The organism is Acetobacter ascendens (genome assembly GCF_001766235.1).
GTDB lineage: Bacteria > Pseudomonadota > Alphaproteobacteria > Acetobacterales > Acetobacteraceae > Acetobacter > Acetobacter ascendens.
This window is the reverse complement of the sequence record NZ_CP015164.1, coordinates 2,781,953-2,800,872: the sequence shown is the minus strand read 5'-3', so window position 1 is coordinate 2,800,872 and position 18,920 is coordinate 2,781,953. Positions and strand designations below refer to the sequence as shown.

The window sequence follows — 18,920 nt, the reverse complement described above, 5'->3', positions numbered from 1 at the left end:
CTTCCACGTTTTGCGCGTAACTACTGGTTATATCGGGCTAGACTTCTAGCCCCGCCTTTTAGCAGAAACGGTTTTACGTGGCTTTGCAGTTATTTTCTGAGCCGTAGATCGTGTTGTTTTTGCCGTAACAGAAGAAGCCGTCTTTTTAGTAGTGTGCGCAGCAACAGTTTTACTAGCCGCACGACGAACCACCGGCTTTCTTACAGACTTTGCTGATTTTTGTGTTTCTTCCTGTTTTTCTGCAGGAGGAAGACCAGCGTCTACCCTGTGTGTTGCGATCAAACGCGCAATAAGAGCTTCATATTCCGCAAGATACGACTTGATGCAAAGAGTTTGCTCAGCTTTTTCTCTGACTGCGCGACGTAAACGGGTTGTCAGTGGCTTATTGTTCAGCAACTCCAGCACACCATCCGCAATTTTGTCTGGCTCTATAAACGGCACCAGCACAGCAGTTTCCTGATCTGTCAGAAATTCCTGCACTGGAGCAGTCGCACTGCCCACAATCGCGCACCCCATAGCCATTGCCTCACGCAGAGACCACGAAGCTACAAAAGGATATGTGAGGTAAACATGCGCATCTGAACGTTGCAGAAGGCGTAGAAAATCCGGGTAATCAACTTTACCAGCAAAATGCACCCGGCTTAGATCCAGTTGCCCTTCCAGTTCCTGAAGCATTTTCTCCCGCCAGCAACCCGATGCCAGTGGCGCCCCATAACTGACACCATCTCCCCCAACCATAATAACGTGTGCGTTGGGTTCTTCCTCCAATATCCGAGGAAGCGCTCGCATAAACACATGAAAGCCGCGATAGGGTTCCAAGTCGCGCGAGACATAGGTAATCAGCTTGTTCTTAGGTGAAATTTTGATGTCATCTAACTTGAAAATCTTTTTTGCAAGTTTGGGGTCTGGTTTGCAGGTCTCCAGATCTACACCTTCACGCAGCACGGTAATTTTATCTGCGGCCCATGCTGGGTAAGCGCTTTTCTGAAAATCTGTAGGCGTTTGGCCATAGCTAGGGCCTGTTAAAGCCAACAAATTAATGGCGTTTTTGGCCCGCACAATCGGCAACATTTGGGGTTGCAGCGGAAACTCCGGATCAAACCCAACATCAAATCCAGGTTCTGTATGATAATAGAACTCAAAATATCCCAAAACAGGCACATCAGGATAAACATCCTGAATATTCAGCAGCTCTCCCCACCCATGATGGCCGATAATAATATCAGGCTGGAACCCTAGATTTTTGAGAGTGCGAGCGGCTTTTTCAACCTCGTTCGCGCGCACCATGCCCATATCCAACTCGCGCACAGCCAGATGAGCCTGTGCCGCAGCGCCACGGGGCATACGGTATCTTACACGGCGCACACCTTTAATGGCGTTCTGGTTATCTTCACTAATGAAAACAACTTCGTTGTCATCGTTTTGCACCAGATGGCGTACAATGTGCAGGTACTGGCCGGGAAAGTTTTGATGGATAAAAAGGTATTTCAAACCTGCACCTGCGTGCTGCTCTGATCACAAATAAAAACAGGCCCGGCATTTAAACCAGGCCTGTCCCATGAGAATATCTTAACGGCGAGAAGGCTTGCGCCCGCGTGCTCCACCGCGCCCTGTTGCTTTTGGCTTTGCTGTTTTCTGGGCAGCCGAAGAAGCACGACGGGGCTGAGATTTGGCGGCGCGCCTTACTGGCTTAACCGGAATTTCCTCTTCAACCTCTTCTTCTATTTCTTCTTCAAACTCTTCTTCATCAAGAAGCTCTGCAGCCTCTTCCAGAACTTCAGCTTCCAGTTCTTCTATTTCTTCTTCCAACAGGACTGCTAGATCTTCTGCAGCATTCTGCTTCCGTTTACGCCCACCACGCTTTGCCTTGGTTTCTGCATCACGCGGAAGAATTTCAACAAGGAAAGCTTCCAACGGTGCAAGGCTATCAGCTTCTACGGGTTCACCGTTATCAACAGGCCCGATTTTGGTCCCATCTGTAAAACTGGCTGTAACACGGCAAATGAATTTTTTAGCTGCGGCACCTTTCAGGCACACACACAAACCCAAAATAGGCAACGCCATTCCGCGGCTGCCACAATACTGACCACCTTCTACCCACGGAGAAAGCCATCCCTTACCCAGAACAGCCTGATACTCAATATCATCAGACTGGATGAGGTGAGCGGGTGCAATACCAAAACCTTCAATCCATGCCTGACTACCCGGAACACCCATCCATTCGCCAATAATGCCGGTAACATCACCACGCCGCTGGATATGCGCACCAATTTCTGGCTTCTGAACCAGTGGTGCTTCTGCTGGTGCTGCCTCTTTCGGAGCTGCTGCCTCAGATACTACAGGCACTGCGGCAGGTGCAGGAACTGGCAGCGGATCAGATTCCGCACTGAGCTGGATAACCTGCAAACGCGGCGCATCATGCCGTGTGTTCATTTCCTGATAAATGGTGATCATCACCTGCGCTGGACCGCGGCGCACACGCACCAACGCAGCATTGTTTCTGCCACCCAGCCAGCCATCTTGCTCAAACGTTACAATCTGCACATTGCCTGGAGCAGAAACAGGAGGAAGAGAAATACGAACCCCAGGTAAACCGGCAGCTGTTGGCGGCTGCTGACCTGCTGCATGGCTGATACAGAACAGACCGGTCTGGAGTGTCATCAGATGACCTGTGACTTTCAGATCAGTAATCCGCTGCTGGCTTGCCTGAGACATAAAACCTCTTCCATCCTAAATTTTCAGCTAAACTGTAAAACAAAAAAACACCGGTAAGTAAAGAAAGAGTTAGGTAAGCGAAAGCCTTCTTTTTTTCTCCATCTCCTTACCCTTTTCCAGTAATTTTTTATTCAACTCCTGTATGGAAATACCAAACGGCACCACGCACCCTAAACCTGTGGATCGAATGCGTTCTGCCGGCGCGCCCAGATCAAACGCAACAACATGTAATCCGGCTTTCCAGATATCTCCCAAAGCAAAACACCATGTTTCCGGCCATACAGACGGAAGCAAAGCAATATCCGCATCTACTGCATGAATTAAGGAAACAACATCCTCTTTTTGAAATTCACCAGTTACAAAAATGCGTCCTGTTTTTAACAGTCTCTCATCATCACGTGTATGGCCCACAACTACAAACTCTAGTGGTAGATCACGCAAAGCTGCATCCACTGCGGCTTCAAACAAAATATCATAGCCTTTTTCTGGCCCTATGCCGCCCACAACACATACCCGAATACGCGATGCTTTACGCTTAAGGCCTTGCGCCAAAAATGCACTGGCCTGTGCTGTTTTACGCTCAACCAGCTTTGGAATCTGAAATTGCTTTTTTAGAAGGCTATCTTTTTCCAATTTCCGCACAGCAAATCGCACGTCAGAAAAATACTTTTGCATTCTTTGCTCTGTATCGCGCGATGGCACAAAAACCTGTTCTGCTGTTTGTAGAAAAGCATGTGCGGTTTTACGATAGGCTGCAACACTGGTTGTATCATCTACGCGCCGCCCCAGCACCGTCACGCACACCTCACATGTTGCCACGTCTGGTTCACCGCAATAACGATTTTCCCAGCCCATCAACGAAATACGTGGGCAAAACCAGATGTAATCATGCACGAATACATCATATGCACATCTCAAGCGCGCTGGTAGATCCATAACTTGCGGATCATGCCCCGCAGTTTGGTGGAACTCAATCCGCCCAACACCTTCTGCACGTAAAAGCCGCAGCAGAAGCGCCGTCTCCTTGGCAAAGTCAAAACATAAGGAAGGATACGTTACCTCACTTCCTCCGTCTTCCAGCACACACCCCTGCTCAGATGGACGTAGGATAAGCGGGCGTATTTTGCGCCCACTCCAAAAGGCGACGCGCTCCTGCACAACCTTTTCTACGCCGCCGCCAACAGCGTGCGTTACCAACAGAACAGCCTGATCTAAAAAATCTTCTTCTCTGTCACCTCTAAACCGGACAAGATCAAGGCGCCTACGTTCTGAAAAAAGAGGATCTGCTGCAATCCATCTTGCAACGTAATCATGATACCCAGGATGCAACTGCTCCAGAACCTTTTGGTTCCGCAGCATTAAGGGGCTTGCACTTTCTCCAAATGAACTGCTGCCCACATGAGCTACAAAGACCCCAGGGGCAACTATATGCTTCCACCCAAGAGCGCGGGCGCGCATACAAAAATCGTTTTCCTCACCATAGCCTTGCGCAAATACATCCTCACGCAATAGCCCAGTTTGCTGCAAACAATCATGGCGGATATACATGCAAAAGCCATGAGCTGTAGGCGCTTCTACCGCACGCCCCATATTGGCTGCCTGCGCCATTTGCATGAACATATCTGTTTCTTCCAGATCAGGCACCGGATTTGCACCATTTTTATCTGGATAGGAAAAAATACTGGCATCATTAGAAAGAGGGGTTACCGTTCCTGTATCTGGCGCCGCATAGGCAATTTTCCGCAATGCTTCCAACCAGCCTTCTGGCACCAATGTATCGCTGTTCAGCAACACAGCATCATACTTAGTCAGATGGCGAAGCGCTTCATTTACCGCGCATGGAAAGCCACCATTGCGTATCCTTTCCAGATACTGGAAACCCACCTGCTGACAAAAATCTGAAACAGAGGTGACCAATTCTGGCTCCGGGGATGCATCATTCACCACCCAAACGTGCACAGATGCCTTTGGTTTCAAACTTGCCCACACACTCTGCAAACAGGCCAAAGTGCGTGTAGCATTTTTAAAAACTGGGATAACAACAACAGTTTCAGCCTCATAGCCCGAAACTTTTAGTTGTGTGCTTCCCTCCTCCATAACAGGAATAGGTATAATTTCTGGAACAGACACGCGTGTTCGAGGCAGTTCTTTTCCTCTACTCTGCTCTGCCACATAGTATGCAATCTGCCTGGCCGCAGAGCGCATCATATCCGGATATATTGGGCTGCCAGCTAAATCTTTTCCGTTTGGCCCAATCACTCTTACCGGGCCTTCTGGTAACGCAGAAAAGGGAACTGTGATCGCCCTATATCGCGCTAATGGTTGTTTTGAGCTAACAGAATTACAAAAATCCTCCGCACAAAATGTTAGTATTTTCCTATTGGTTTGTGCATCTAGAATATCCAAAATAGGTGCATTATCAGAATCATGCGGCAGCCAAACCCAGCCTGTCAGCCCTTTTTCTCCAACATCCACCAACCCTTCGCACTGAAGAACTTTTTGTGGGCACACACCACCATCTGGAAAAATTACGCCCTGAGCAGATATTATGCAAAGCATATGCGCTTTTTGCCAACCAGAAGGACAAAACCAAGCCCCCTTTTTACGCAAAGCTTTTTTTAGATTACCATCAATAACAAGCTGCAGCCCTTTTTCTGGAAGACCCACTCCTACAATTTGGCCATTCCCCTGCAATCCATACCAACTGGCAACACCATTTAAACGCGTAATAATTGTTGCTAGTTTTTCTATATCTGGTGTGCAAGCATAGTACGTAAGCAAGTGCCGAATAGCACGTAAAGCCTGATAACCAACGCCATGCGCCTGCTTTAATGTTGCCAGCAGGCTCCATCCCTCGCGAAAATCAAAATTTTCTAGAAGCTGCTCTAAAAGCTCAATAGCGGCTTCATTATCTCCCACCGCCTGACGCGCCAAAACCAGCGCGAACATAACATGTGGGTTATCACGCGCTTGTCTGTTGGCTCTTTCTAACCAATCCCGCGCAAGAACGTAAGATCCTGCTTGCCAAGCCGCATTTCCCTGCCGGAAGGATTCCTGTGCTGCTGCACTTGCGCGCTGTTCATATGCTGCCCGATCTGCCTCCGTGACAAACCCTGCCTGCTGACTCTCAGACTGTTTCAGGGTTGCCATGGATATGAACCTACTCTTTTAATTTTACTGTAAAAATGAAATACTAAACCCTTTGAAATTTCTAGAATTTTTCTAGGAAGGTGTCGGCGCACCTTCATTCACCCCGATCTTGGAAAGTTCGATACTCGCCTGCAAAATATTCTGTTTTTCTGCTTTGCGGTACCAAGATCGCGCAGCCTCCAGGTCCTTATCTCCGCCTATTCCATTGGCCAGATAACGCCCCATCATCAACTGCGCGAGGCCATGGCCACCTTCTGCCGCCTGTTGAAACCATGAGCGTGCCAGAACCAAATCTTCTGGAATTTCATGCCCACCACCATGCATGGCACCAATAGAAAACATGGCATCCACATTGCCAGCATCTGCGGCTTTTTTGTACCATTCCAAGGCTTGGGGATGGTCTTTTGGGCCACCTGTCCCAGTAATAAGCAAGTGCCCATAGGCAAGCTGGGCTTCAGTCATGCCAGTTTCAGCAGCCTTTTCCACCCACTCTCGCCCTTCTTGAGGGTTCCGTTCTGCGCCTCGGCCCTCTAGCAGCATACGTCCATACCAATACTGCGCATTCACGACTTTATCGGCAGCTTTACGAATCCACTTAAGAGCCTCTTCCTCATTTTTCTGGGAGCCAACCCCCTGAGCAAGAGCAACCCCAACATTGAACGCAGCCAGAAAGTCATCCTGTGCCGCAGCGTTCCGATAACATTCCAGAACTTCGGCAGCCTCTGCGGTGGGAACAATCCCCGCCAAGGCCAGATTACCTAATTCAGCCGTAGCTTCCTTATCGCCCTGTTCTGCTGCAATCTTAAACCATTGCGCAGCTGCCTGTGGGTCTTTCGGCACTCCCACACCGCTCAGATAAATATTACCTAATGTACGACTGGAAGCCGCATGCCCCTGATCCGAAGCAAAACGATACCAGGAAATAGCTTCCGCATAATTGGGGGGCATCTCACCTCCCCGCCCGTGCATATCCCCCAAAATGGCAGCAGCTTCAGCATCTCCGGCCAACGCGGCACGCCTTAACCACGTTTCACCTCGCACCGCATCACGGGCAACGCCTTTACCAGAAAGTAAGGCCAAGCCATATTTTGCCTGTGCGCCACGAACTTTCTTTTCTGCTGCTTTTGCAAAATACTGTGTGGATTCAGGAATATTTTGAGGAACGCCGATACCACGCTCCGTCATTACCCCCATAAGATACAGGCCTGTGCCCATACCACCATCAGCCGCTTTTTTCAGCTCAACAGCGGCAGCCGTATAATCCTCTTGCGTTTTTGCCTGCGCCAGCGCGGCAAGGCCAATTCCCAAATGGCCCTGCACGCACCCATTAGATGCAGCCGCCCGGTACCATTCCAGTGCCTGTTCAGGATTACGGATACTTTCCGGGCCAGCCGTTAAAATATATCCATACAGAGCCTGAGCATCAGCATATCCGGCCTCTGCTGCACGCTGGGCCCAGTGTGCAGCTTTGATAAAATCGGGCTCTCGCTTCGTTTGCTCCGCTGAATCATCAAAAATGGATTTTGGAGCATCTGCATCCACTTCTTGCGGCAAGCCGTGCAAATATAGCGTCGCCAGAACAAAAGATGCCTGCGCCCATCCATTCTGGCCTGCACGGCGCACCCAACGCGCACCTTCCACCAAGTCTGGTGGTGCCCCCTGCGCCGTAAGATAACATTGCCCAACTAAAAATTGAGCTTCGGGGCTTCCTTCCCGCGCAAGAACGGCCAGCTTGCTAAATGCATCTGCTGGCTCATCTTTTAATTGTGCTTTGGCCTGTTCAAGTCGGGTTTGAACATCTTTACCTGACTTACCAAACGTTTTCTGAAACAGTTTCCAGACCAAAGCCCTAATCCTCTATATTCAGAGTATTATATTACGCTCTTTGCCAATTAGGGTTCACGCATCCCATTTGACATCAATGGCACAAAGCTATTCAGCATATATTGTATGATCGTGCGCTTACCAACGCGGATTTCCGCCGTAACTGGCATCCCCGGTTGGGGATGAAAGAAATTAGGCACGCCATGCAATGTGTATTTATCAACCCGCAGACGAACACTGTAAAAAGACTTGGATGTATTATCTGGCGTAACATCTTCCGAGCTAGGACCACTGCCCCCGCCCGACACAAAAGAATCCGCACTAATGGTTTTAACTGTTGCTTCAGCACCGCCATATTGCTGGTAAGGGAAGGTTGCAAATTTTACCTGTGCCTTGTTTCCAATCCGCACAAAACCAACATCCTGCCCTGACATAACAGCTTCAATTTCCAACCCTTTCCCGACAGGCACAAGGGTCATAATTTTTTCAGCCGGGGTTACAACAGATCCAACTGAAATTTTAGCGATATTCAGCACAACAGCATCTTCATCGGCTTTGAGCGCCACCATGCTGCTGTGTAAAATAGCCTTTTGATAAGCGCCTTTTGCTTCTGCCAGCTTATGCTGTGCCACAATCAAATCTTTATAAACTTCGGCTTTCCAAGTTTGAATGTAGCCTTCTTTTTCAGAAACTGAAGCAGCCAACTTGTTCCGCGTAGAAGCCGCCTGCTGCTGAGCTGAAATTTGTGAGCGTTCCACTTCCATCAACTCATTCTGAGCGCTCAAAGTAGACAGTCGGCTACCTACCTGATCCTTCTGGAGTTCCATACGCATTTTATGAACGTCACCAGCCACTTTGGCACGTGCGGCATACATTGCCGCATTTGCAACATATCCCTGCAAGTCACTTTGCAAACTGGCAATCTGCTTATTATAATTTTCAACTTTAGCGTTAAATTCAGCCATGCGCCGCAAATACGCTTCCCCTTGCGGTAACGCGGCCAGATTATTTACATCGGGTTTATAATTCAGCCCGTTCGCTTCTGCCGTAAGGCGATCCACTTCAGCTTGATACTGATCCATCTGAGTTTTCAGATTTTCACTATCTGCGCCTGTTTGCGTAGGATCTAAATGCGTTAAAATATCACCTTTATGGACGAAATCGCCTTCCCTCACATCAATCGAACGTATGATTGAGGTATCCAGAGGCTGGATCACAAGCGATGGTTCGCTGGAAATTAAGCGCCCTTGCGTAGAAACAACACGGTCAAGCGGAAAGACCGTCATCCCAATCATGGAAAACAGTACCAACCCGCCAATCACCCACACAATATACTGCGCACTGGGTGTAGGCGGCATATTAACCAGTGCCGCTGTAGGAGAATGAAACTCCAATAGCGCAACGGGCATGTCACCTTGTGCATAAGGATCATCAGCCTGCTTAAGAAAGTCATCCGAAGCGGGCGTGACAGCCTTCTGCTGATTTTCATCAGATGGATCGTTAGGCACGATTTGTGCATCCTGTTCGCTCATGGGATTATTCTCCTTCCGCGATCAAAGATGCGCCTGCAGAAGAAGAACGTCCTTCTGTATGCCGGTTTTGCTGCATCCAAAGTGTCCGATAAATATCACACCGTTCGAGCAGAACATCATGAGGTGCGATATCTGCCACTTCCCCCTGATCCATCACACAAATCTGATCACAGTTCACAAGGGAAGAGAGACGGTGCGAAACAATGACCATAGTACGACCCTTACCAATCCGCTCCAGATTGGCGTTCACCAAAGCTTCACTTTCTGGATCCAGCGCAGACGTCGCCTCATCCAAAATCATCAGCTTGGGGTCAGTAATCACAGCACGCGCAATAGCAAGACGCTGACGCTGGCCACCAGAAATATTGGTTGAACCTTCTTCAATAAACGTTTCGTAACCCGCGGGCATCCGTTCAATAAATTCTTCGGCCCCAGCCATTCTGGCCGCATGCACAACATCATCAATCGTAAACCCAGGGCGACCCGCCGTAATATTATCGCGGATGGTGCCACGGAACAGGAAGTTATCCTGCAACACCACCCCAAAAGACCGGCGCAAGTGGGTAAGGTTAATTTCACGCAAATCAACGCCATCCAGCTTGAGATAGCCTGTGTAAGACCGGCTAACCCCCTGTAACAAACGCGTAATGGTGGATTTACCAGATCCGCTTCGCCCAACAAGCCCTAGCATGGTGCCTGCTGGCACAGAGAAATTGACGTCCTTCAGAGCAAGGCGGGTAGACCCAGGGTAGGCGAAGTTAACATCCTCAAACGAAAGCGCCCCTTTGATACGCGGGCGCATCCCTGTTGTCAGTGCTCTTGTTTCCGTAGGCTGATTCAGCACCGAAGCGGCTTCACCCAGAGATGCCATAACTTCGTTAAACTCATCCATCAGCCTTGCCAGGCCAACCAGCGGGGCAGCAACACGCCCGCCAAGCATCATAAATGCAACCAGGCCACCCATGCCCACGGTAGAGGGGCTTACAAGCGCAAGATAAGCCCCAACCAGAATGATGCCGCGATTGATAAACAGATCAAGCGGCATAACGATTGTTTGGGTCCAGTTTGAAAAGCGCCCTACCGCAAGTTTCCAACGAATAACATTTGCCGTGGCATCATCCCACGCCTGTTTACGAATAGGTTCCAAAGCAAGTGTTTTCAGGGTGCGGATACCCGCAACGCTTTCATACAGAACGGCACTTCTATCCCGATCAGCAGCAAGCTGTTGCACCATAAGTTTGGCAAGCGGGCTCATAGCAACCACAACAACCAAACCGATAAGACCCGCACAAGCAACTGTCATCCAAGCTAGCGTTGCGCTGAGAATAAAAAGGAAAGGCAGAACGACAACCAGCGTAAACAGATCCAAGACGGTGGTCATCAACCGTCCGGTCAAAAAATCTCGCACTTTATAAATAGCTGTCACACGCCCAAGCACGTTACCTGTCTGCTGGCGTTCAAAATATTCCAACGGCAAGGACAAAAGGCGGCTAAAAAGATGCAGGGAAATACGAGAATCAATACGTGTTGTCAGCACCATAGACAGCTCGCGCCGCCCATAACCGATAAGCACTTCGTAAAGTGAAAATATGAACAGCAGGCCAGAAATTGACACGAGTGTCGACATAGAGTGGTAGCCCACCACTTTATCGATAACCTGCATAACAATAAGCGGCGGAAAAATCTGCAACACACTCAGCGTCATGGATGCGATGCCGATATCGCGCAAAGAGCGCTTTTCACGCAGCACCATGTTGGCCAGCCATCCCAGACTGACCGGAGCATCAGCTTCCGATTCTCCCCTACGCCGTTTGATAAGGAGAATATCACCTGTCCATATCTGAGACAGACGCAGTTCATCTACCGGCACAGCAGCCACAGCCGCGCCTTTAAGCGGATCCTGCAACCATACGACCCCACGATCTGGTGTCGCATTGACCATCAGTGCAGCAGAACCATCGCGGAACATCAAAACAATCGGCGGAGAGTTGGTCATCTTAACCAGATAACGCCACTTAATCCGCACAGCCTTTGCCACGGCACCCTGATCTTCTAACCAGCGCACCAATGTTGCAGGGGATGGCGTATCTTCTCCCGGTTCCGCTGCAAAATCACGGATATCCAGTTCCAGACCATGATATTTGGCCGCTGCAGCAACAGCTTTTAACCGGATAACAGGCGCAGAAACGGGAGCTCCCTGACCGCGATGTGTATCTGAAGGAGAACCGGCCTGTTCCGGCACATGATCAGTCTGGTCCACGCACAACCCTTTTGGTTAAACCAACTTAACAATACAGCGTACCGCACAAATACAGCAGATACGTTCCTGCTCGGCACATGCGCCGTTATGACAGGAGAAGACACAGTCTCCAAGTTTTTCTGTGTAGGTTATGATAAAATATGTAAAGAAAACTGAGCAGTAATAAAGGCAGAAAACTGGCTTTAAGCGACAAATTTATAAAAAGAATTTAAAAATCCTTCTTTCTGCAGCCGTTTCTGCACACGTTCTGCTTCATTGTTGCGACATATAATCCACACAGACCGGTAAGACACACAGCGCCCTAAAACGCTTTCCTGAGCCCGTGCGAGCAAAAAACTCGATAAGCTTCCTTGCCCATTACAGCAGACACAATGCGCAGCGTGCTGCCCTATTTCTCCATTCCAGTGCCAAACATGGCACCAGCCTGCCTTCTGTTCTTGTGTTATTTTGGTATTAACAAATAAAAGCGCATCTTCATGATGATTAATCTGCGTATCCGGCACCGATATACAAACATGAAGCATAATCCGCCCATCTCTGGGCTTTGTGCTCTGTTCCATAAGGCTAGTAGACATACGGGCTGCTCTCTGGAATAACGTGATGCCTTGTGCTTTGCGGTGTTGGGAAAGCACTTTCCCCTTTCTTTTTATATTTTATGGTCGCCATGTCTTCTCGTTTGCCCCTTCTTGATGCCCTACGTGATCAGGTTCTGCTTTGTGATGGAGGCATGGGCTCACGTATCCAGATGCTAGATCTGGATGTCCAGCGTGATTACTGGGGGCAGGAAAACTGCACCGAGATTCTCACGCTCTCACGCCCGGAACTTATCCGTGAAATCCATCGCGGTTATTTTGAAGCCGGCGCAGACATGGTGGAAACCAATACGTTTGGCGGCTCCCCCATCACGCTAGGCGAATTTGGTCTGACAGACAAAACGCGGGAAATCAACAAGAACTCCGCCATATTGGCGCGCGAAGCCGCAGAAAGTTTTGCTGATGGCCGCACCCGCTATGTTCTGGGTTCCATGGGCCCTGGCACCAAGCTCCCCTCTCTGGGCAATATTGATTATGATAGCCTTGAAGCAGCTTTGGCAGAGCAAGCACGTGGCCTGATTGAAGGTGGCGTAGATGCCATCCTGATTGAAACCTGCCAAGATACACTTCAGATCAAGGCGGCCGTAAATGGCGTAAAGATCGCACGGAAAGAACTAGGGGCCACAACCCCGATTTTCGTGCAGGTCACCGTAGAAACCACAGGCACTCTGCTGGTAGGGCCGGACATTGCTGCGGCAGCCACGGTCATTCACAGTCTTGACGTCGATCTGATGGGCCTAAACTGCGCGACCGGCCCGCGGGAAATGGCTGAACATGTAAAATGGCTGTCTGAAAACTGGCCACGGCTCATTTCCGTGCAGCCCAATGCTGGCCTGCCCGAACTGGTAAATGGTCAAACTCATTACCCCCTTACACCCGCAAAAATGGCCACATGGGTTGAGCGCTTTATTACAGAAGATGGCCTCAACCTGATCGGCGGCTGCTGTGGCACCTCCACCCCGCATACAGAAGCACTGGATGCCATGTTGCGCCGCCGTGCAGAAGGCACGGGCCGCCTACGCCCTGCCCCTGTGCCGCGTACATCCGTATGGATGCCTTCTGTTGCCAGCCTTTATTCTCAGGTGCCCCTCCGGCAGGAAAACGCCTATTTCTCCATCGGGGAACGTTGCAATGCCAACGGCTCCAAAAAATGGCGCGAACTTCAGGAAGCACATGACTGGGATGGCTGTGTAACCGTTGGGCGCGAACAGATACGTGAAGGCTCCAATGCACTGGATATCTGCACGGCTTTTGTAGGCCGTAATGAACGTGCAGAAATGGATGAAGTGATCAAACGCTTCACCTCATCCGTAAACGCGCCACTGGTGATTGATTCCACCGAAACACCGGTTATTGAGGCAGCCCTTAAGCTGCACGGTGGCAAACCCATTATCAACTCCATCAACTTTGAAGATGGCGAAGGCCCTGCAGCAGACCGCATGACACTGGCCCGCAAATTTGGTGCCGCTGTTGTTGCCCTGACCATTGATGAAGAAGGCATGGCCCGCAAGCCGGCAGACAAACTGCGTATTGCCAGCCGCCTTGTAAAATTTGCCTGCGAAAAATACGGTCTGCCACAGTCTGACCTGATGATTGACCCCCTCACCTTTACCATCGCCACCGGTGCGGAAGATGACCGCAAACTGGGGCAATGGACGCTTGAGGGCATTAAAATGATTCGGGATGCCTTCCCGGATATTCAGATCGTGCTCGGCCTGTCCAATATCTCTTTCGGGCTCAATCCGGCTGCGCGTGCCGTACTGAACTCGGTTTATCTGGATCACGCTGTTAAAGCCGGCATGACAGCCGCCATTGTGCACGTTTCCAAAATCCGTCCTCTGCACTTAATTGCCCCTGAAGAAGTTAAAGTTGCAGAAGACCTGATTTTTGACCGCCGCACAGAAGATTACGATCCACTACAAACGCTTCTGGCCATGTTTGCAGATCGTAAAGCCGCAGATGCGGTGAAGCGCAAACGGGCTGAAACAGCAGAAGAACGCCTAAAAGACCGTATTGTTGATGGGGACCGGAAAGGACTGGAGGCAGACCTTGAAGAAGCCATGAAAAACATGGCCCCGCTGGACATCATCAACACCGTTCTGCTGGATGGCATGAAGGTGGTGGGAGAACTGTTTGGTGCGGGCAAGATGCAGTTGCCATTTGTGCTGCAATCTGCCGAAACCATGAAAGCCGCTGTTGCCTATCTGGAACCTCATATGGAGCGGATAGACGGCCAGCAGCGCGGCACAATCGTGCTGGCTACGGTTAAAGGTGACGTGCACGATATCGGTAAGAACCTTGTAGATATCATCCTCACCAACAATGGTTACCGCGTTGTCAATCTAGGCATCAAGGTGCCTGTGCAGGATATGATCGAGGCAGCACGCAAGGAAAAGGCCGATGCCATTGGCATGTCTGGCCTGTTGGTGAAGTCCACCGTCATCATGCGTGAAAACCTGGAAGAAATCTCCCGCGATGGGCTGGATACACCTGTTCTTTTGGGCGGCGCAGCCCTTACCCGTAACTATGTGGAAGAAGATTGCGTTGCCGCCTATGCGCCTACAGGGCGAGTGGCATATGCGCGTGATGCTTTTGATGGTCTGACGCTTATGGACCAGATAAGCCAGAAGAAGTTTGATGATTATCTGGCTGCCATCCAGAAACGGCGCGAAGGCAAAGCTACCCGCACCAATGCCCGCACACCAGAAACAGCAGAAACACGTGGCTTTGGCCCAGTTGATGTTGCTGCGGCACGTGCACGGCGTGAACGTCTGACCGCAGATGAACCACCTATGGTTCCGCCATTCTGGGGTTCCCGCGTTCTGGAAGCCACACCAGAAGCCGTTCTGCCGTTCCTGAACGAACGTGCACTTTATCAGTTCCAGTGGGGCTTCCGTAAGCAAGGCCGCTCCTTGGATGACTTCTTGATATGGGCACGGCAGGAACTCCGCCCAATCCTGCGCCGCATGCTGGATCTAACGGCCAAAGAAAACATTCTCAAACCACAGGCCATTTACGGCTACTGGAAAGCTGCCGGGGATGGCAATGATCTGGTACTGTTTGAAGAAGACGGCACAACCGAAGCCTGCCGTTTTACGCTGCCACGCCAGCCAAAAGCAGATGGCGAATGTATTGCTGACTTTGTACGCGATATATCAGACCCAGAGCGTGATGTGATCGGTCTGCAGGTTGTAACCGTCGGCCAAAAAGCATCCGACATCGCCCGTGATTGGTTTGAAGAAAACCGGTATCAGGATTATCTGTACCTCCACGGTCTTTCCGTAGAAATGGCAGAAGCCATGGCCGAATATACGCACAAACGTATCCGGGCTGAACTCGGCTTTGCTGGGGAAGATGCACGCGATATGGAAAAGCTGCTGCAGCAGGGCTATCGCGGGTCTCGCTATTCCTTTGGGTACCCGGCCTGCCCACGGCTGGAAGACCAACACCCCATTCTGGCCTTGTTGGATGCCGAACGCATTGGGGTTTCCCTAACAGATGGGGATCAACTCCACCCGGAACAGTCTACCTCAGCACTTGTTATTCTAAACAAGCACGCGAAATACTTCACAATCTAATACCATTGACCAAGGGTGAAGATGCAGCGCATCATTCACCTTATGGTTACTTCACTCCCACCTGCCTCTCCTCCAGCCAGCGTCGCGCTCAAGCGGCTCTGTCGGCAGGTTGGGCTTCATGCCACAAACTGTACTGCCGCATTTATAGATGACCGGCAGCAGGATATTGTGCATGAAAGCGCTTTGTTCCTCCAAACTCTGCACAAATTATGGGAAAGCCAGGATGTTAATCCGGCCGAAGTATGGACTGAACTACTGCGCAGGCTGGAAGTGGCCGAGCTGTTGATGAAACTCAATCAACCTCCGCACAGAAAAAAACGAAACGGCAAGGTCATGCGCCCATGGCGCGTAACCACCAGCAAGCTGCCATAAAATACAGAAGCGCATGACAGGCCGCTCATTCGTTGGCATAAAGCGTCCCTCATGGCTGCCATAGATGCCCTCTCCCTGCTGATTATTGGCCTGTCTGCTCTGCATGGCGCATGGCGGGGGTTTACGCGGCATGCGTTGGGCTTTGTAAGCTGGGGCATTGCCATTGTGCTGGCCCTGCGCTTTCACGCAGCTTTTCTGCCCTTTGTGCAGCGCTTTATCACCTCCCCTACAGGCGCACAGATAAGCGCCTTTGTTCTGCTGCTGCTTGGGGTGTTGTGCGCTGGTTATGTGCTTTCTGCTGCGATTGTCCGAATCGTCAAAGCAACACCCTTAGATGCGCTGGACCGATTGCTGGGCCTGCTTTTTGGAATTGTGCGCGGAATGTTTTTGGTGGTTGTGCTGTTCATGGCCGCACAGTGGTTACTACAACCTCAAGACATGGCCGCCCTAACAGAAGATAGCCGGCTTACCCCTTACATCCGGCTCGGCGCATCCCATATCCAGCCATATCTACCGGATTTAAGCGCAAAAGGGGTTGCGCGGAATCCTTCTACAGGTCATGACGCCACCTTGTGATCCCATACGGCCAGTTTCTGACCTTCTGCGGAGGCCCTGCACGCTTATGCTCGCCCATCCCACGCCGTCTGCTTCCTTGCCTGATCCACTGACACTGGATGATGATCATCCACACGAAGAATGTGCTGTCTTTGGTATCTGGAACGCTAAGGATGCTGCTCCCCTTACCACTCTGGGTTTGCACGCCCTTCAACACCGCGGGCAAGAAGCCGCTGGTATTGTCTGCTTTGACCCGCAGGAACGTCGCTTCCATTCTCACCGAGGCCTTGGCCTTGTGAGTGATGTGTTTGCAGATTCCCGCGTTATGGCTACGCTTAAAGGCACACGCGCCATTGGTCATAACCGCTACGCCACAACGGGCGCTACGCTGCTTCGTAACGTACAACCACTGTTTGCTGAATTTGCGTTTGGCGGCTTGGCTGTGGCTCATAACGGCAACCTGACCAACGCTGACACTCTGCGAAGTGAACTTATCCGCCGCGGCTGCCTGTTCCAGTCCACCACGGATTCGGAAGTTTTCATCCATCTGATTGCCATCTCTCTTTATGCAACAGTGGAAGACCGGCTGATTGATGCGCTTAAACGGGTAACCGGCGCGTATTCATTGGTTGTGCTGTCTGAAGAGGCGCTGATTGGCGTACGTGACCCCATGGGTGTACGCCCACTGGTGCTTGGCAAGCTACCCTCCGAAGATGGCAAGCAGCCCTCATGGGTTCTGGCATCAGAAACCTGTGGTCTGGACATTATCGGCGCAGAATTTGTGCGTGATGTGGAACTGGGCGAACTGGTTGTGATTGATGAAAACGGTATCCGCTCCCTGCGCCCGTTTGGTGATACGCATCCGCGTTTTTGCGTGTTTGAATACATCTACTTCGCCCGCCCCGACTCTGTTCTAGAAGGGTTGCCTGTTTACGAAGTGCGTAAGCAGATCGGGCACGAACTAGCACGTGAAAGCCATGTAGATGCCGATGTAGTGGTGCCAGTGCCCGATTCAGGCGTGCCTTCAGCTATCGGTTATGCCGAAGCCAGTGGGATCCCTTTTGAACTGGGCATTATCCGCAACCATTATGTGGGCCGCACCTTTATCGAACCCACAGATCAGATCCGGCATTTGGGCGTGAAGATGAAACACTCGCCCAATCGCCCTATTCTAAGTGGCAAGCGCGTTATTCTGGTGGATGATTCCATTGTGCGCGGCACCACATCCCGCAAAATTGTAGATATGGTGCGGGCTGCGGGTGCAACAGAAGTGCATATGCGTATTTCTTCCCCACCCACTCGGCATTCCTGCTTCTATGGCATTGATACGCCAGAACGCAGCAAGCTGCTGGCTGCCCAGAATGATCTGAAAGCCATGGCAGAACTGATTGGTGTAGATAGCCTTGCCTTTATTTCGCTAGACGGTTTGTATCGCGCTATGGGTTACAAAGACCGTCAGGCAAGCGATGCTCGCTATTGTGATGCCTGCTTTACGGGGGACTATCCTATTCCCCTTATCGACCATGATGCGGAGTTTGGCCCAGGCACCGCCTGAGGCCAGCATCCTTACTAAATAAAAAAAGCGGCCAAATTGGCCGCTTTTTTTATAACCTTCATTACCCATAGTTTAGAGTAACATCATCCATGCTGCGCTTTCTTACGCACAATGGTGTGCCGCCCGGTGGATTGACCAGAAGGAAGCTGGCGCAATTGCTGGGCCGCAACATCTGCCAACTGGCCTAGAAGCTGGCTTAATACCTGTACCATTGGCATGGTGGCGCTGGCCTGCGTGCCCTGCAGTGTAAAGTTCTGCATATAGTACTGCTCATCTTTACCAGGAACACCAGCAGAAGCAGGCTGGATGGAAAGCGTAGCATCCAGTTCTACATTGCCTGACGGGCCGGTTGAAAAGCGGCTGATGGACATATCCACATAGGCTTCTGGCTCAGTCGCCACGGTATCATTCTCTACAAACACGCCTGTGCCCGGCAAACGCTGCGCCAGATCACCAGCCATAACGCGGCTGATCTGAGCTGGCAGAGAATCACTCCATGCATCAGCAGAAGATACTGTAAGCTTATAGCCACTATCAGCCGTAACAATCCGGTCTCTATCCAAACCGGATGCTACTGTAGGCAAGCGCACTTCCACAAAGCGTGGCCCACCCGGCTGCGGTTGGCCGGGCGTAATGGCCAACGTGTACAATGAAGGGCTACCGCCAGAGCAGGCCGTTAGCGTAACAGCCATAACACCCAGCCCAGCTACACCGCTCAGGCGGAGCAACATACGCCGGTCAAGACGGGTATTCATGGGCTTACAAGAAACAGTTTGCGTCATGATC

Annotated in this window: 12 protein-coding genes; 4 read left to right on the top strand and 8 right to left on the bottom strand. The window is 50.8% G+C overall.

The genetic code is table 11. The features are described 5' to 3' along the window. Positions 1–45: 45 nt before the first annotated feature. The 7 genes from A4S02_RS13635 to A4S02_RS13605 form a co-directional block, all read right to left on the bottom strand. Entirely contained in the window at positions 46–1,491 is a 1,446-nt protein-coding gene (locus tag A4S02_RS13635; RefSeq protein ID WP_070324092.1) for a glycosyltransferase family 4 protein, read from the bottom strand. Positions 1,492–1,569: 78 nt separating this feature from the next. Continuing rightward, on the bottom strand, positions 1,570–2,715 hold the full coding sequence (locus tag A4S02_RS13630; protein WP_070324091.1) for a hypothetical protein: 1,146 nt from the start codon (positions 2,713–2,715) through the stop codon (positions 1,570–1,572). A gap of 69 nt (positions 2,716–2,784) precedes the next feature. Beyond that, entirely contained in the window at positions 2,785–5,871 is a 3,087-nt protein-coding gene (locus A4S02_RS13625) for a glycosyltransferase (protein ID WP_082246850.1), read from the bottom strand. Positions 5,872–5,937: 66 nt separating this feature from the next. Further along, complete coding sequence (locus A4S02_RS13620; RefSeq protein ID WP_070324089.1) at positions 5,938–7,710, bottom strand: tetratricopeptide repeat protein; 1,773 nt, start codon at positions 7,708–7,710, stop codon at positions 5,938–5,940. 47 nt (positions 7,711–7,757) lie between these two features. Beyond that, complete coding sequence (locus tag A4S02_RS13615; protein ID WP_019088557.1) at positions 7,758–9,221, bottom strand: HlyD family type I secretion periplasmic adaptor subunit; 1,464 nt, start codon at positions 9,219–9,221, stop codon at positions 7,758–7,760. Between the two features lie 4 nt (positions 9,222–9,225). Beyond that, the gene (locus A4S02_RS13610; RefSeq protein ID WP_019088558.1) at positions 9,226–11,481 is read right to left on the bottom strand and encodes a peptidase domain-containing ABC transporter; all 2,256 of its coding nucleotides are present in this window, start codon (positions 11,479–11,481) and stop codon (positions 9,226–9,228) included. A 182-nt stretch (positions 11,482–11,663) separates the two neighbouring features. Next, positions 11,664–12,041 (bottom strand): hypothetical protein, encoded by a 378-nt coding sequence (locus A4S02_RS13605; RefSeq protein WP_228142402.1) that lies wholly within the window; start codon positions 12,039–12,041, stop codon positions 11,664–11,666. A gap of 104 nt (positions 12,042–12,145) precedes the next feature. Here A4S02_RS13605 and metH point away from each other — a divergent pair, with 104 nt between their 5' ends. From metH to purF, 4 genes are read left to right on the top strand one after another with little or no spacing between them, the layout of a single operon-like run. Then, complete coding sequence (gene metH / locus A4S02_RS13600) at positions 12,146–15,652, top strand: methionine synthase (RefSeq protein WP_070324088.1); 3,507 nt, start codon at positions 12,146–12,148, stop codon at positions 15,650–15,652. A 21-nt stretch (positions 15,653–15,673) separates the two neighbouring features. Further along, positions 15,674–16,024 (top strand): hypothetical protein, encoded by a 351-nt coding sequence (locus A4S02_RS13595; RefSeq protein WP_019088561.1) that lies wholly within the window; start codon positions 15,674–15,676, stop codon positions 16,022–16,024. 51 nt (positions 16,025–16,075) lie between these two features. Further along, positions 16,076–16,600, top strand: coding sequence for a CvpA family protein (locus tag A4S02_RS13590; RefSeq protein WP_070324087.1), 525 nt, complete (start codon positions 16,076–16,078; stop codon positions 16,598–16,600). A 46-nt stretch (positions 16,601–16,646) separates the two neighbouring features. Next, positions 16,647–18,134 carry an amidophosphoribosyltransferase gene (purF, locus tag A4S02_RS13585; protein WP_070324282.1) on the top strand — a complete coding sequence of 496 codons (1,488 nt, stop codon included), beginning with the start codon at positions 16,647–16,649 and terminating at the stop codon, positions 18,132–18,134. Between the two features lie 83 nt (positions 18,135–18,217). On the opposite strand, the gene A4S02_RS13580 is transcribed toward purF, so the two are convergent. After that, positions 18,218–18,916 carry a PqiC family protein gene (locus A4S02_RS13580; RefSeq protein ID WP_070324086.1) on the bottom strand — a complete coding sequence of 233 codons (699 nt, stop codon included), beginning with the start codon at positions 18,914–18,916 and terminating at the stop codon, positions 18,218–18,220. Positions 18,917–18,920 lie beyond the last annotated feature (4 nt).

What these genes read in the sequence shown, in the direction of transcription:
- A4S02_RS13630 (WP_070324091.1), bottom strand. Translation starts at nt 2,715, where the DNA reads ATGTCTCAGGCAAGCCAGCAGCGGATTACTGATCTGAAAGTCACAGGT.
- A4S02_RS13615 (WP_019088557.1), bottom strand. Translation starts at nt 9,221, where the DNA reads ATGAGCGAACAGGATGCACAAATCGTGCCTAACGATCCATCTGATGAA.
- A4S02_RS13605 (WP_228142402.1), bottom strand. Translation starts at nt 12,041, where the DNA reads ATGGAACAGAGCACAAAGCCCAGAGATGGGCGGATTATGCTTCATGTT.
- metH (WP_070324088.1), top strand. Translation starts at nt 12,146, where the DNA reads ATGTCTTCTCGTTTGCCCCTTCTTGATGCCCTACGTGATCAGGTTCTG.
- A4S02_RS13595 (WP_019088561.1), top strand. Translation starts at nt 15,674, where the DNA reads ATGCAGCGCATCATTCACCTTATGGTTACTTCACTCCCACCTGCCTCT.
- A4S02_RS13590 (WP_070324087.1), top strand. Translation starts at nt 16,076, where the DNA reads ATGGCTGCCATAGATGCCCTCTCCCTGCTGATTATTGGCCTGTCTGCT.
- purF (WP_070324282.1), top strand. Translation starts at nt 16,647, where the DNA reads ATGCTCGCCCATCCCACGCCGTCTGCTTCCTTGCCTGATCCACTGACA.
- A4S02_RS13580 (WP_070324086.1), bottom strand. Translation starts at nt 18,916, where the DNA reads ATGACGCAAACTGTTTCTTGTAAGCCCATGAATACCCGTCTTGACCGG.